The organism is Paraburkholderia sp. UCT31 (genome assembly GCF_014397655.1).
Taxonomy (GTDB): domain Bacteria; phylum Pseudomonadota; class Gammaproteobacteria; order Burkholderiales; family Burkholderiaceae; genus Paraburkholderia; species Paraburkholderia tuberum.
The window spans coordinates 94186-108201 of sequence record NZ_VZQP01000015.1 but is presented as its reverse complement, the minus strand read 5'-3'; the positions used below and the strand labels follow the sequence as shown (position 1 = coordinate 108201).

Below are 14016 nucleotides of genomic sequence, written 5' to 3'. Positions count from 1 at the left end.
GTCGGGGACGCGTCACGGTCACACGGTTTCGCGGCGAGTCTAACGGTACACAGAGATGGGCCGGGGGCGGCGATTGTGGCGGCAAGCCTCGGCCAAGTAAGGAAATTCTGTCCGATGGAATTGATGACGCCAATTCGCGGGTGCCGCTTGCTCACACCGCCGGCACCCGCTTTTTTCCGCGCTGTTTCAACACGCGCGCCTGCAGCACGATCACGAGTAGCAGGAACACGCCGCGAATCACCGATTGCCAGTACGCGGACAGACTGATGAACCCCAGCCCGTTCTCGAAGTTCAGCAGATTGAACACGAGCCCGAGCAGCAGCACGCCGGCAATCGTCATCGCAACGGAACCCTCGCCGCCCGTCAGCAGCGTGCCGCCAAGCACGACCGCCGAAATCGCGAACAGCTCCCAACCGACGCCTTCGTTAGGCTGCCCAGCGCCGAACTGCGCGGCGAGAATCACGCCCGCCATGCCGGCGAGCAGCCCGCTGACCGCATAGGCCATCACCAGCGTGCGGTCGACATTCAGCCCCATCAGCCGCGCGGCCTCTTCGCTGCCGCCGATCGCGAGCGAGTGCCGCCCGAAGCGCGTGCTGCGCAGCGCGAGCCAGCCGGCGACCGCGGCGACGAGCGCGACGAGTCCCGGAATCGGCAGCCCGAACAGGTCGCCCTGACCGAAGTTGCCGAAGTTCGAATCGGCCGCGATCGATACCGCGTCGTTCTTGCCGAGCAACAGCGCGACGCCGTGGGCGCCGAGGCTCGTCGCGAGCGTGACGATGAACGGCAGGATCTTGAGCCGCGTGACGATGACGCCGTTCAGCACACCGACCGCGAGCCCGGCCGCGCAACCGGCCAGCACCGCGACCCAGCCGCCGAAGACGCTCGTCAACGCGGCGACCACGCTCGCGAGCGCCGCGACCGTGCCGACCGACAGATCGATGCCGCCCGTGATGATCACGAAGGCCATGCCGATGGAGATCAGCGCGAACATCGAGTTGTAGCGCCAGAACGACGTGATGTTGTACGCCGAGCCGAAGTGGTCGTAGCGCACGAGGCCAAAGACGACGAGCCCCGCGAGCGCAAGCAGGATGGGAAGATTCTTTTTCATCGCATCGAATCCGGAAAGGTTGCCCGCAGATCGTGAAAACGAGCGTGAGCGCCAGCGCCAGAATCAGCGCGAGCGCCGCTGCACGTAAACCGCCGCGACGATGATGCCGGCCTTCACGACGAGCGCGGCGGCATCGGGAATGCCGTGCGCGAGCAGCGTATAGCGCAGCAACTGGATGATCAGCGCGCCGATCAGCGTGCCGCCGATATACGCCTTGCCGCCCGTCAGCGCGGTGCCGCCGACCGCGACCGCCGCGATCGCATCGAGTTCGACGCCCAGCCCCACGACGTTCGCATCCGACGACGAATTCACCGAGATCGAGATCAGCCCCGCGAGGCCCGCGAGCGCCGCGCACAGCGTGTACGCGATCATCTTGACGGTAGCGGTCGGCACGCCGCACAGATACGCGGCTTTTTCGTTGCCGCCGGTGATCAGCAGATACTGGCCGAACAACGTCTTGCGCACGACCCACGCGAACACGCCGACCAGCGCGAGCATCAGCAGCACCTGGAACGGCACGCCCGCGACCTTGCCGAGCGCGATCCACTGAAACGCTGGCGTGTCGAACGCCTGCAGGCTGCCGTCGGTGACGACCTGCGCGATGCCGCGTCCGGCGATGAACAGCACGAGCGTCGCGACGATCGGCTGCACCGATAAACGAGTGACGAGCAGGCCGTTGAACACGCCGCATGCGGCCGCCGCGACTACCGGCAGCACGAACGCAAGCCCGATGCCGAGCGGCCCCGCTATGTTGAGGAACAGCATCGGCGCGAGCGCGCCCGAAATCGCCATCGACGCGCCCACCGACAGATCGATGCCGCCCGTCGCGACGACCAGCGTCATGCCGATGCCGACGATCACGATCGTCACGACCTGCGTCATGTTCACGTTGAACGTCTGCAACGACCAGAAGTGCGGCGTGAAGATCAGGTTGAACAGCACCATCGCGAGCAGCACGATCACTTCGCACTGCATCGCGAGATGGCGCCACTTGTGCACGGTGCTCGCGGACCGTGCGGGCGGGGTATTGGTCGATTGCATCATGGTGGTGTCGGCGCCCGCCGCAGCGGCGCCCGCCGCATCGCTGCGCAGCGAATTCGAACGCAGCTTAAGCGCCATGACGGTCGCCCTCCAATGCGTCTTCGATGTGTGCCGATAGCGCGGCTTGCGCGAGCGCCGATTGGCCCTCGCTGCCGTAGGCGATCGCATCCATGATCGCGGTCTCGCTCATGTCGGCGCCGTTCAGTTCGGCGACCGTGCGGCCGTCGCGGATCACGACCGCGCGATCGGCGACCGCGGTCAACTCTTCGAGCTCGGACGCGGACAGCAGTACCGCGAGCCCCGCATCGCGCAACTCGCGCACGATCTTCGCGACGTCGGCTTTCGCGCCGACGTCGATGCCGCGCGTCGGCTCGTCGAGCAGCAGCAGCGCTGGCTCGGCCGCGAGCCAGCGCGCGAGCAGCACTTTCTGCTGGTTGCCGCCCGATAGCTCGCGGATCGGCTGATCGGCCGATCGCAGCTTGATGCCGAGCGACGCGATGAAGCGATCGACGATCGCCTGCTGCTTCTTCACGTCGACGATGCCGTTTTTCGCGAGCGTGCGCAGACAGACGAGTGTCAGGTTGTCGCGCACCGACAGCTCGGGGACGATGCCTTCGCCCTTGCGGTCTTCGGTCAGGTACGCGAGGCCGCGCGCGATCGCGTCCTGCGGCGACTTCAGCGCGACTTTCTCGCCGCCGATCGACAGCGCGCCTTGTGCCAGCGGATCGGCGCCGAACATCAGCCGCATCGTTTCGGTGCGGCCCGAGCCGAGCAGTCCGGCCAGGCCGACCGCCTCGCCAGCGTGCACGCCGAGCGACACGCCGTTGACCTTCGGCGGCGCGCCGAGCTGCGTCGCGCCGATCACCTGCTTGCCGCGCCTCGCGAGATTCGCTTCGCGCGCGGCCGTGTCGTCTTGCACGACGGCGGCGAGCGAGCGGCCGAGCATCGTCGTGACGAGCTGCAGCTTGTCCATCTCGGCCATCGTGCTTTGCACGACCGTCTGGCCGTCGCGCATGACGGTCACGCGATCGCACAGCGCGTACAGCTCGTCGAGCCGGTGCGAGACGAAAATCACCGCGCGGCCGTCGTCGCGCAGCTTGCGCACGACGGTGAACAGCAGTTCGACTTCGCGCTCGTCGAGCGACGACGTCGATTCGTCCATGATCACCATCTTCGCGTCCGACGACACCGCGCGCGCAAGCGCCACCATTTGCTGGATCGCGGTCGAGTAACGACCGACCGGCTTTTTCACGTCGATCTGCAAACCGAACGAATCGAGCAGCGCGGCCGCGCGCTGCTGCACCGTTCGCCAGTCGATCAGACCGAAGCGGCGCGGCTCGCGGCCGAGAAAGATGTTTTCCGCTACCGAGCGGAACGGCACCAGGTTGATCTCCTGGTAGATCGTGCTGATGCCCGCTTCGCGCGCCTGCTTGGGCGTGCGGAAATCGACCTCGCGGCCTTCGAATCTCACGCTGCCCGAGCCGCGCCGATAGGCGCCGGTCAGGATCTTGATCAGTGTCGATTTGCCGGCGCCGTTCTGGCCGATCAGCGCGTGCACTTCGCCCGCGGCGAGGCTCAGGTTCGCGCCGCGCAACGCGGGCACGCCGCCGAAGCTGATGCCGATGTCCTGCATCTCGAGCAGCGGCGAACGGGTAAGGGGGAGTGTGGCGTCTCTTTGCCAGATTCCGTCACGGGCGTTCTCCTGATGCGGATGCCCTGCTACAACGCGGAAGGGAGTCCCCGGGAAAATGATGCGCCCGGGGCGCTTCCCGATAATTGCGATCAGTAGCCGTACTGCATGTTCTGCTGCACGTTTTCCTTGTCGTAGAAGCGGTCGGACACCTTGATCCAGGTGGGGATCTTTTCACCCTTCGCATAGCGCTGCGCGACGTCGCAGGCGAGCGGGCCGAAGAACGGGCTCGACTGCACGCTCGCGCCGAGTTCGCCGGCCGCGATCGCGTCCATGCCGCCCTTGGTGCCGTCGATCGTGACGATCTGAATGTCCTTGCCCGGCTGCTTGCCGGCCGCCTTGATCGCGGCAATCGCGCCGAGCGCCATTTCGTCGTTGTGCGCGTACACGGCGGTCACGTCGGGATGCGCCTGCAACAGTGTTTCCATCACCTTGCGGCCGGTGTCGCGCGCAAAGTCGCCGCTTTGCGACGCGATGATCGTCATGCCGGGGTGCTTCGCGATGACTTCATCGAAACCCTTCTTGCGATCGTTCGCGGCCGACGCACCCGTCGTGCCTTCGAGCTCGATGATCTTCGCCTTGCCGCCCGTCGCCTTGACGAGCCAGTCGGCGGCGCGGTGACCCTGATCGATGAAGTCCGAGCCGATGAACGTGATGTAGTCGCGGCCAGCCTTCGCCACCGATTGGTCGACGTCGCGGTCGACGAGGATCACCGGAATGCCGGCCTTCTTCGCCTGCAGCACGACCGGCGCGAGCGGCTTCTCTTCACGCGGCGGGAACACCAGCAGATCGACGTGCTGGGCGATCATGCTTTGAATGTCGGAGACCTGTTTGGAGTTGGAGCCGTTGGCGTCGGTCATCACGATCTGCCAGCCGCATTTCGCGGCGATGTCCTTGAAGCTCCTGGTTTCCGCGAGACGCCATGGGTTGTTGCTTTCGGTCTGCGCGAAGCCGACCTTCAACGGGGTCTTGGTCGGCAACTTCGGCAATGCGTCGTCCGCGTGCGCGGCCGCCGCGCCGACACCGATTGCCAGAGCCAGCAGCGAAGCTGCCAGCAGACGAATCTGCTGCTTGCGCGCGTGCATGCGCGACTGCGTATTGAGCGACGCCACGTCTTCCTCCAGTAACCGGTGACGGTTTATTTGCTTTTCGTGCTGCTCGGGATTGCCTCTGTCCAGCCGGGGGGCCGACGTTGGTTCGCCGGCGAGCGCGCGATTGGCGATGGCCCACCGGCGCGCTGTCTTCCCGACCCGACGTGCCGATTATTCCACTCAAAATTATTATCGGTCAATCACTAATAATATTAACTGTCGCCGGTTTTTCCTCGGTAATTGCCCTGACCGAGGTGCGTTCCACCAGCGGTCCGTCGAGCTTGACCGTGCGATGGCGCACCGGCGCGCCGGCCGCGCGGTTGTGCTCTTCCTGCAGCAGCGTTTCGACGGCCCAGCGGCCGAGTTCGTAGTTGGGCAGCACCACCGTCGACAGCGGCGGATGCGTGTGGCGCGCGATTTCCTGGTCGTCGTAGCCGAGCACCGACACGTCCTCGGGCACGCGCAGGCCGAGCTGCTTGAGCGCCTCGATCGCGCCGATCGCGGTCAGGTCGTTGGCGCAGAAGATCGCAGTGGGCGGATTGGCCTCGCGCATCAGCGACAGCGTCAGCTCGAAGCCGAGGCCGGGGCTCCAGTCGCCGTCGCGCACCAGTTCGGCCGCGAAAGGCAGATCGGCGGTCGCGAGCGCGGTGCGATAGCCCTTCAGGCGGTCTTTCGCGGCGTCCTGCCACGGCTCGCCGTTGATGTAGCCGATGCGCCGGTGGCCGGCCTGCAGCAGGTACTCGGTCGCCAGATGGCCGCCCGCGACTTCGGCCGGCACCACGGACGAGAACGTGCTGTCGCCGGTGTAGCAGTTCAGCAGCACGGTCGGCACCTGCGACAGCGCGGTCGGCGGCGCTACCTTGCGCGTGTAGACGGTCGCGTAGATCACACCGAACACGTGCGGATTGGTGAGGACCGTGTCGAGTACCTGTTTTTCGATGTCGGCGTTGCCGTGCGTCGAGTAGACCGCGAGCATCTTGCCGCTCGCGTACGCGGCGTCGCGCGCGCCGTCGATGTTGACGACCGGGTGCGGGCTCGTCGAGATTTCGTCGGCCAGATAGACGATCAGGTTGCGCTCGTCGCTCGATGCCGCTACGGGCGCGCGCAGCGACAGCCGGTAGCCGAGGTCGTGCGCGGCCTTCAGCACCTTGTTGCGGGTCGCATCGGAGAATTTCGCGCCGGCCGCGTTGTTGAGCACGAGCGAAACGGTGGATTGCGACACGCCGGTGAGCTTGGCGATGTCGGTCATGGTGGGACGGCGTTGAGTCGATTTTTTCATTGTGCGGGCCGCGCCGAGGCGGCGCTGAAGCGAGGGAATGCCAGCGGCATCATGCTGCTGACGGTACCACTAATAATATGCGCGCAGCAACGCGCGCTAACCCGCCATGTGGGGATGGAGCTTACGGTCCGCTACCGGCCCTGTTTGAACGAAGTTATTACTAATAATATTGACCAATGGTGCGGTGTCGTGCGATCCTCGCTCGGGGCGGACTGAGGTGGTCCGCCGGCCGCGGGGTGCGCGGCACGTCAAAGGAGATATGAATGCACGTTGATGCCGCTTTCCGCTCGCGGTTTCGCCTCGTCTGACCATGCGCGACGTTTCCCTGAATCCTGCCCGGCCGCGCGAGGCACATGCCGTGACCCGTTCGGCGACTCAACGCTCATGGCTCGACGATCCCGTGATCGCGGCGCGCCTCGTCACGTTGTCGGCCGGTGCGTTGCGAGCGGTGCTCGCGCCGGACGTTGGCGGCGCGCTCGCGGCGTTCTACGAAGTCACGCCGGAAGGTCCGTTGCACTGGCTGCGGCCGGCGCTGCCGGAAGCGTTCGAAGCGCGCGATCCGCTGCGCATGGCGAGCTTTCCGCTGTTCCCATACTGCAACCGGATTCGCGATGCGCGCTTCGCGTTCGACGGCGCGACGATCGATCTCGCCGGCAACGACCCGCGTTTCGCCCACGCGCTGCATGGCAACGCGTGGCGGCATCCGTGGCGCGTCGGCGCGCGCAGCGAAAGCGCGGTGGACTTGCACTTCGAGCACGAACCGGATGCGAGCGTGACTGGCGACTGGCCGTTTCGCTATCGCGCGCGGCAGCGTATCGAGTTGCGCGGTGGCGCGCTCCACATCACGATGTCCGCGCGGAATCTCGCCGGCCGGCCGATGCCGTTCGGCATGGGCCATCATCCGTACTATCCGCGCACCGCGTCGACGCGCATCCACGCCGACGTGCAGGCGATGTGGCACGCGGACACCGACGTGCTGCCGACGCATCTTGGCCCGCATCCGGCCGTCGACGCATTGCGCGCGGGCATGTCGCCCGATGCGTTCGATCTCGACAACAACTTTTCAAACTGGTCGCGCGTGGCGACGATCTCGTGGCCTGACGAGCGCCGCAATCTGACGATGCGTGCCGACGCGCCGTTCGATCACCTGGTCGTGTTCGCGCCGGCCAACGATCCGCACCTATGCGTGGAACCGGTCACGAATACGACCGATTGCTTCAACGCGGTTGGTACACAAGAGCACGTCGGTGGCTGCGTATTGCAGCCGGGGGAGGAGATCGAAGCGGCGTTGAGCTGGACGCCGCATCGCGAGTGAGGGGGACGCGCTTTCCGTTGGCGAAAGCTCAACCAGCAGAAGCGCTCACTCCAGCCGCAACTTCGCCATATACGGTAAATGATCGGACAGCCACGCGGTCTCCTGCGTCGGCTGGATCCATTCGACCGGCTGCATGTCGCGCACGAACATCTTGTCGAGCGACAGCGCCGGCGAGAACGCCGGGAACGTGCGCGCCGGTTCGCCGAGCAGCGTCGCGACTTCCTGCAAGCCATGCTCGCGAAAGAGCGGCACCGAGTCGTTGCGCCAATCGTTGAAATCGCCGGCCAGCACGAGCGGACCGTCGGGGGCTTCCTTCGCGATCCAGTGCGCGATCCAGTCCATCTGCCGCAACCGCGCCGGACGCGTCAGCGCGAGATGCGCACAGAGCAACGTGACGAGTCGTCCGCCGAACGTCGCACGCGCGACCAGCAGGCCGCGCTTTTCGAAGCGGTGCGCGGAGATGTCCCAGCGGCCGCCGAGATCGAGCGGATGCGGCGACAGGATCGCATTGCCGTGCCGCCATGACGGCTTGAACACGTTCGGGCCGAGCGCGACTTCGAGTTCGAGCGCGCGCGCGATTTCGGTTGCCTGACAGTGCCATACGTCGGTCAGTGGATCGCCCATCGGCGTGCCGAAACTGCTCGCCAATACCGGCGACGGCATACGCCGCGCCATCGCTTCCTGCAGGAAGTATGCGTCCGCGTGGGTCGATTGAACCCAGCGCTGCATCGCCTGCCAGGCCTGAAAACCGAGCGGTGTGCGGCCCTTGTGCAGGTTCCAGCTCACCGCGACGAAATCGTTCGGCGCGAGATTCTCGCGGATCAGTTCTTCTGGGTTTCGCATGCCGCGTTATCCACGTGTTCTGTTTGAGCGCGTCGGTAAGGCGCGCGGTTCCTGTCAGTTCGGATTGCTGCTGCCGGTCGCGGCGCCATTGCCGCTCATGCCGCCGTTCGTGCCGTTGCCGTTCGCACCGTTGCTCACGACGTTCGCATGCACGCGGTACACGAGGTTCGGATTGTGATCGACGATCGTCCAGCTCGCCCATTGATCCGGCGGCACCACGAGACCCGGGTGGCTCGCGCTCACCTGGCGCGGCTGCGGCGGCAGCTTGCAGCCGATGTCGGTGCGCGCCGCATTGTCGTCCTCGAGCGTTTCCTGTGTGTCGATCGAAAACATCACGCCCTCGGGATCGACGCGCAGCGGCGACACCGTGATCGTGCGTGACAGATCGATGCTGCCGGCCGGCTGGTCCTTGCAGCCGACCTCGTGTTGCACGACCTGGTGATGCGTATCCGTGCGCGCCTGGCCGACGGTGGTGGTGCCGTCGAACGAATCGATCTGCTGGCCATCTTTCACCACCTGCAACTGCCATTGCACGACCTGCTGCGCTGGCTGTTGTTGCGCGTGGGCGAGCAACGAAGCGCCAAGCAGCATGGCCACGATACTGGTTTTCCACATAAAAAGGATCTCCGCTCACGCATCGCTTGCGTGGGTGCCTCGTAGCAATTAGAGAGCCATCTTACCCCCGATGGCCGCAACGATTTCTGACACGGTCGACGAGGGCCGGTTCAGCAACACTCCATTCCAGATAAGGATGGGATGCCAGCGATCGTTAGCAGCAGAGCCACATGACTGCTGGCTTGCACGCGTTTGTGTCCTCGCTACACTGGACTCGAACCGGCGCTCACAAGGCGCCGCCGCTGCAGAATCAGCCAAACGGGGTGAGCGATGACGACAGCAATGGTCAAACAGGAAATCGCCGTGGCCTCGTTCAGCCGGGTGTATGACCTCGACGAGGTCGAAAGCGCGCTGAACGGTCTCGGCGAGGGCGCGAACGAGGCGCTGCGCGCGACCTACGAAAAGATGCTGAAAACCGGCAATCTGCGATTCTGCGTGAAGCCGAACCGGATGCCGTCGATCGACGATCTGATCAGCGCGCTGCCCAATTTCTCCGCACCGCTCGACGACATCCGCAAGCAGGTCGCGCTGTGCCTCGAAACCGAGGACCGGCTCGAACTGATGCCGATCCTGTTGCTCGGCGAGCCCGGCATCGGCAAGACGCATTTCGCGAAGCAGCTCGCGCGCCTGCTCGGCACCGCGTACCAATACGTCGCGATGAGTTCGCTGACGGCGGGCTGGATTCTGTCGGGCGCGTCGTCGCAATGGAAGAACGCGAAGCCGGGCAAGGTGTTCGATGCACTCGTGAACGGCAGCTACGCGAACCCGGTGATCGCCGTCGACGAAATCGACAAGGCGAGCGGCGATTCGCAATACGATCCGCTCGGCGCGCTGTACGCGCTACTCGAACACGACACCGCCCAGAGCTTCATCGACGAGTTCGCCGAGATACCGATCAACGCGGGCAACGTGATCTGGATCGCGACCGCCAACGACGAACGCGCGATCCCCGAGCCGATCCTGAACCGCATGAACGTCTACGAGATCTCGCCGCCGGACCACGCCGGCGCGCGACGCATCGCGCAGTCGATCTACGACGAGATCCGCGGCGCGCACAACTGGGGCCTGCGCTTTCCGGGGACGCTTGGCGAAGCGACCCTCGATGCGCTCAAGCGGGCGTCGCCGCGCGAGATGCGCCGCGCGATCCTGAACGGCTTCGGCGCGGCGCGCATCGCGGGACGCGACCAGATCGAGCCCGCCGATATCCGCCTCGATTACGGAAACCGGCGAAAACCGATCGGATTTTGAGGTTTTCGGTCGGTTTTTTGCACCCAAACCCCGCTTCTCTGGAATTTGGGGAGCTGTCTCGACAAATTCGGACAGCCTGCGTGGTGAATACCGCGGCAATTATTGCTATTTTCGATGTGGAGCGCAGAATCGAGCCAGCTTGCACCGCCATCGTCTGGTCGGCGCGCACGAACGTTTGTCACTCCTGTCTGTACCGAGTCGTACAATTTTCCCTGGCGGTGATAAAAAGACATAAGCAGACCAGCGGACAGATGCGTTCGACAACAAACGGAACGCGGCGGCGAGGTGCCGTACCTGTCTTCCTTCCATCGGCTGAACGAGGCAGCGCGCGGCCCAATGCGCCGCGTCAACGGATATGGATCAGATTGAATGTGTAGTGATCGGCGCCGGCGTGATCGGCCTCGCGACGGCGCGCGCGCTGGCGGCGCGCGGGCGCGAGGTGATCGTGCTGGAGGCCGCCGACGCCATCGGCGTGGGCACGAGTTCACGCAACAGCGAAGTGATTCACGCGGGCATCTACTACCCGCGCGGATCGCTGAAGGCCACGCTGTGCGTGCGCGGCCGCGAAATGCTGTATGACTATTGCGCCGAGCGCAACGTGCCGCATTCGCGCTGCGGCAAGCTGCTCGTCGCCACGTCGCGCAACCAGATTCCGCAGCTCGAAAGCATCATGGCCAAAGGGCGCGACAACGGCGTGCTCGACCTGATGCGCGTCACCGGCGATCAGGCGCAGGCGCTCGAACCGGCGCTCGAATGCGTGGAGGCAGTGTTTTCGCCGCAGACGGGGATCGTCGATAGTCATCAGTACATGCTCGCGCTGCAAGGCGACGCCGAGCGCGACGGCGCCGTGTACGCGTTCCATGCGCCGGTCGAGGCGATCGAGGCTCACAACGGCCGTTTCACCATCGCGGTCGGCGGTGCGGCGCCCACCACGATCAGCGCTGCCTGCGTGATCAACAGCGCGGGTCTGCATGCGAACGCACTCGCGCGCAAGATTCGCGGACTCGACTCGCGCCACGTGCCGCCGCTCTACTTCGCGCGCGGCAATTACTTCAGCATCTCGGGGCGCGCGCCGTTCAGCCGCCTGATCTATCCGATGCCGAACGAAGCCGGCCTCGGCGTGCATCTGACGCTCGACCTGGGCGGCCAGGTGCGCTTCGGCCCCGACGTCGAATGGGTCGATGCGATCAATTACGACGTCGATCCGCGTCGCGCGGAGTCGTTTTATGCGGCGATTCGCGCGTACTGGCCGGCCTTGCCCGATGGCGCGTTGCAGCCGGCGTACGCCGGTATTCGTCCGAAGTTGTCCGGCCCGGGCGAGCCCGCCGCGGACTTCGTGATCCAGGGGGCGGCCGCGCATGGCGTGCGCGGGCTCGTCAATCTGTTCGGCATCGAGTCGCCGGGGTTGACGGCATCGCTTGCGATTGCGCAGCGGGTCTGCGAGCTGAGCGGGCGGCCTTGAGGCTGCGTTTGGACCGTACCGATCCGCTTATCTTTAGCATTTGGAATATCACGGGCGACGGCTACGTTGCTATGCTTGGCGAACGCTGTCATCAGAACGGCGTTGATTCCCATATAAATGGAGTGCGTTCCCCATGAGATCTTCCCGTCGTACGTTTTTGATCACCAGCATCGGTGTGGCATCGACGTTCGCGCTGTCGCGCCAGGCGTTCGCCGACGCGCCGAAAGTCTCCGAAACCGATCCGACCGCGCAGGCGCTTGGCTACAAGGCGGACGCGAGCAAGGTCGACAAGGCGAAATTCGCCAAATACACGCCTGGCGAGCAATGCAGCAACTGCAGCTTCTTCCAGGGCAAGGCGGGCGATGCCTACGGCCTCTGCCCGATGTTCGCGGGCAAGCAGGTCGCGGCCACGGGATGGTGCAGCGCCTATAACAAGAAGGCCTGATCAAGCCTGCGCTTGAGGTGCTTGCAAGCGCGCACGGGATGCGCCGCAATCCCGCGGCGCATGCCGGGCCGGTTTTTCAAAGCTTCATTGCAGTGGACCGCTGGACTTTTAGCGGCGCGCATTCATCAATGGTGGCCGCCTGTCGAACCACGGCCGTGCCGCCTCGAGTTGCGCGGCGAGTCTGAACAGAGTCGCCTCGCCGCCGATACGCGCCGCGAACTGCACGCCGATCGGCAGCCCGCGCGCATTCCAGTACAAAGGCACTGACATCGCCGGCTGGCCGCTCAGGTTGAACAGCTCCGTGCATCCGGCCCACGCGAACGCCTTGTTCGACGCTTCGAACAGCAGTTTCTTCATCAATCGTTCTAGCGGCATCGTGGTGATCGCGCGCATCTGCATGCGCTCGACCGAGCTTGGTCGCATCTCGCCGATCTTGATCGGCGCGGACGCGAGCGTCGCGCACAACAGCACGTCGTAGCGGTTCAGCAGGTCGGTCAGACGCGCGGTGATGCGGCGCTGTTCGTCGAGCGCGGCCGGCAAGCCCTGCTCGCCAAGCTTGCGGCCGACGTGCGCCATCGCCCATGTCGAAATTTCGAACTCGCCGCGCGTTGGCTTGTGGCCGGTGATGCGCTCCGCGTTTAGCACGAGGTCCTCGGCGGTCACCGACCACAGCGTCAGGAACGCATGACGGACCGCCGCGAAATCGACGCCGAGCGACACCGGCTCCAGACGATGACCGAGTGAGCTCGCGAGTTGCGCGGCGTCGTCGAGCGCGGCGCGTGCATCGGCCGATAACGACGGCGCGAGCATCGGCTCGGTCACGTAGGCGATCGTCAGCGGTTTGCACGGCTCGCGCGTCGCGCCGAGAAAGGTGCCGGGCGCGCCGCTCGGCCGCTCGGCGTTGCCGGCCAGCAGATCGAGCAGCAACGCGCTGTCGCGCACGCTGCGCGACACGGCGTGATCGATGCCGAGTTCGCCGACGCCGGCCTGCGCCGCGCGCGGCACGCGACCGCGCGAGGGTTTCAGGCCGAACAGTCCGCAGCACGACGCCGGAATCCGGATCGAGCCGCCGCCGTCCGACGCATGCGCGAGCGGTACGATGCCGGCAGCGACCGCCGCCGCCGCGCCGCCGCTCGAACCGCCCGGCGTGTGATCGATATTCCACGGATTACGGCACGCGCCAAATAGTTCGGGCTCCGTATAAGGCATCTGGCCGAGTTCGGACGTGCTGGTCTTCGCGAAGATATTCAAACCCGCCGCTTTCGCGAGCGCGACGACCGGCGCATCCTGAGTCGGAATGAAGTGGCGGTAGTGTCGGCTGCCCATTGCCATGGGCAGTCCCGCAACGGGCGCGCCGAGATCCTTGATCAGGAACGGCACGCCGGCGAGCGCGGCGTGGGCGGCGGAGTTGTCCGTTCCGTTTGTGCCGTCGACGGGATTCGCGCGATTCGCGTCTTCGTGCGACGCACGTTGGCGGGCCGCAACGTAGTCCTTCAGAACGATCGCGTTGATCGCGGGATTGACGGCCTCGGTGCGCGAGATCGCGACGTCGATCAATTCGCGCGCGCTGACCTGGCGCGTGCGCACGAGTTCGGCGAGGCCGATGGCGTCATGAGCGAGATAGTCTGATTGCACGTTGGTTGAGCCCTCGCGGTCGGTTGGCATGCTGCGTCGAATTCGTGGCCGGCCATGCACGCGCGACTGGGGCGTTTCGCTCGGCATCGCGTTGCCCCGCTCGGGCGTCGCACATGTGAAAAGACGGCGTGTCGGCCGACACGCCGTCTTGCACAGAGTACCCGAGTTGAGCGCCGACGTGACTCATGTGAATTCGAGTGCGCACTTCAAATGCGCGAGCGTGCGATCACATGCGCAACGCGGC

The 14016-nt window shown here is 65.4% G+C and carries 12 protein-coding genes; 4 read left to right on the top strand and 8 right to left on the bottom strand.

The features are described from left to right. Nucleotides 1-151 precede the first annotated feature (151 nt). The 5 genes from F6X40_RS15190 to F6X40_RS15170 all read right to left on the bottom strand — a co-directional run bounded on the left by F6X40_RS15190 (nucleotide 152) and on the right by F6X40_RS15170 (nucleotide 6179). Nucleotides 152-1108: an ABC transporter permease gene (locus tag F6X40_RS15190; protein ID WP_187628383.1), complete on the bottom strand. Its 957-nt coding sequence runs from the start codon at nucleotides 1106-1108 to the stop codon at nucleotides 152-154. A gap of 63 nt (nucleotides 1109-1171) precedes the next feature. Beyond that, nucleotides 1172-2152: an ABC transporter permease gene (locus F6X40_RS15185; protein WP_187628409.1), complete on the bottom strand. Its 981-nt coding sequence runs from the start codon at nucleotides 2150-2152 to the stop codon at nucleotides 1172-1174. Nucleotides 2153-2216: 64 nt separating this feature from the next. After that, nucleotides 2217-3782: a sugar ABC transporter ATP-binding protein gene (locus F6X40_RS15180; RefSeq protein WP_187628382.1), complete on the bottom strand. Its 1566-nt coding sequence runs from the start codon at nucleotides 3780-3782 to the stop codon at nucleotides 2217-2219. Nucleotides 3783-3931: 149 nt separating this feature from the next. Beyond that, nucleotides 3932-4951, bottom strand: a complete 1020-nt coding sequence (locus F6X40_RS15175; RefSeq protein WP_187628381.1) for an ABC transporter substrate-binding protein — start codon at nucleotides 4949-4951, stop codon at nucleotides 3932-3934. Nucleotides 4952-5126: 175 nt separating this feature from the next. Continuing rightward, entirely contained in the window at nucleotides 5127-6179 is a 1053-nt protein-coding gene (locus F6X40_RS15170; protein ID WP_187628380.1) for a LacI family DNA-binding transcriptional regulator, read from the bottom strand. A 340-nt stretch (nucleotides 6180-6519) separates the two neighbouring features. Between F6X40_RS15170 and F6X40_RS15165 the strand changes: the two genes are divergently transcribed. After that, nucleotides 6520-7524 (top strand): aldose 1-epimerase, encoded by a 1005-nt coding sequence (locus F6X40_RS15165; protein WP_222946081.1) that lies wholly within the window; start codon nucleotides 6520-6522, stop codon nucleotides 7522-7524. Nucleotides 7525-7569: 45 nt separating this feature from the next. Here F6X40_RS15165 and F6X40_RS15160 read toward each other — a convergent pair whose 3' ends face one another. Both F6X40_RS15160 and F6X40_RS15155 read right to left on the bottom strand, forming a co-directional pair. Further along, complete coding sequence (locus F6X40_RS15160; protein WP_090802649.1) at nucleotides 7570-8367, bottom strand: endonuclease/exonuclease/phosphatase family protein; 798 nt, start codon at nucleotides 8365-8367, stop codon at nucleotides 7570-7572. 54 nt (nucleotides 8368-8421) lie between these two features. Beyond that, nucleotides 8422-8982, bottom strand: a complete 561-nt coding sequence (locus tag F6X40_RS15155; protein ID WP_184068812.1) for a hypothetical protein — start codon at nucleotides 8980-8982, stop codon at nucleotides 8422-8424. Between the two features lie 270 nt (nucleotides 8983-9252). Here F6X40_RS15155 and F6X40_RS15150 point away from each other — a divergent pair, with 270 nt between their 5' ends. From F6X40_RS15150 to F6X40_RS15140, 3 genes are all read left to right on the top strand, one after another. Beyond that, nucleotides 9253-10230 carry an AAA family ATPase gene (locus tag F6X40_RS15150; RefSeq protein WP_187628379.1) on the top strand — a complete coding sequence of 326 codons (978 nt, stop codon included), beginning with the start codon at nucleotides 9253-9255 and terminating at the stop codon, nucleotides 10228-10230. A gap of 355 nt (nucleotides 10231-10585) precedes the next feature. After that, nucleotides 10586-11692 carry an NAD(P)/FAD-dependent oxidoreductase gene (locus tag F6X40_RS15145; RefSeq protein ID WP_187628378.1) on the top strand — a complete coding sequence of 369 codons (1107 nt, stop codon included), beginning with the start codon at nucleotides 10586-10588 and terminating at the stop codon, nucleotides 11690-11692. 133 nt (nucleotides 11693-11825) lie between these two features. Further along, the gene (locus F6X40_RS15140) at nucleotides 11826-12137 is read left to right on the top strand and encodes a high-potential iron-sulfur protein (protein WP_184026020.1); all 312 of its coding nucleotides are present in this window, start codon (nucleotides 11826-11828) and stop codon (nucleotides 12135-12137) included. Nucleotides 12138-12245: 108 nt separating this feature from the next. Here the strand turns inward: F6X40_RS15140 and F6X40_RS15135 are convergent, their stop codons facing one another. Next, nucleotides 12246-13802 carry an amidase gene (locus F6X40_RS15135; RefSeq protein ID WP_222946080.1) on the bottom strand — a complete coding sequence of 519 codons (1557 nt, stop codon included), beginning with the start codon at nucleotides 13800-13802 and terminating at the stop codon, nucleotides 12246-12248. Between the last annotated feature and the right edge of the window lie 214 nt (nucleotides 13803-14016).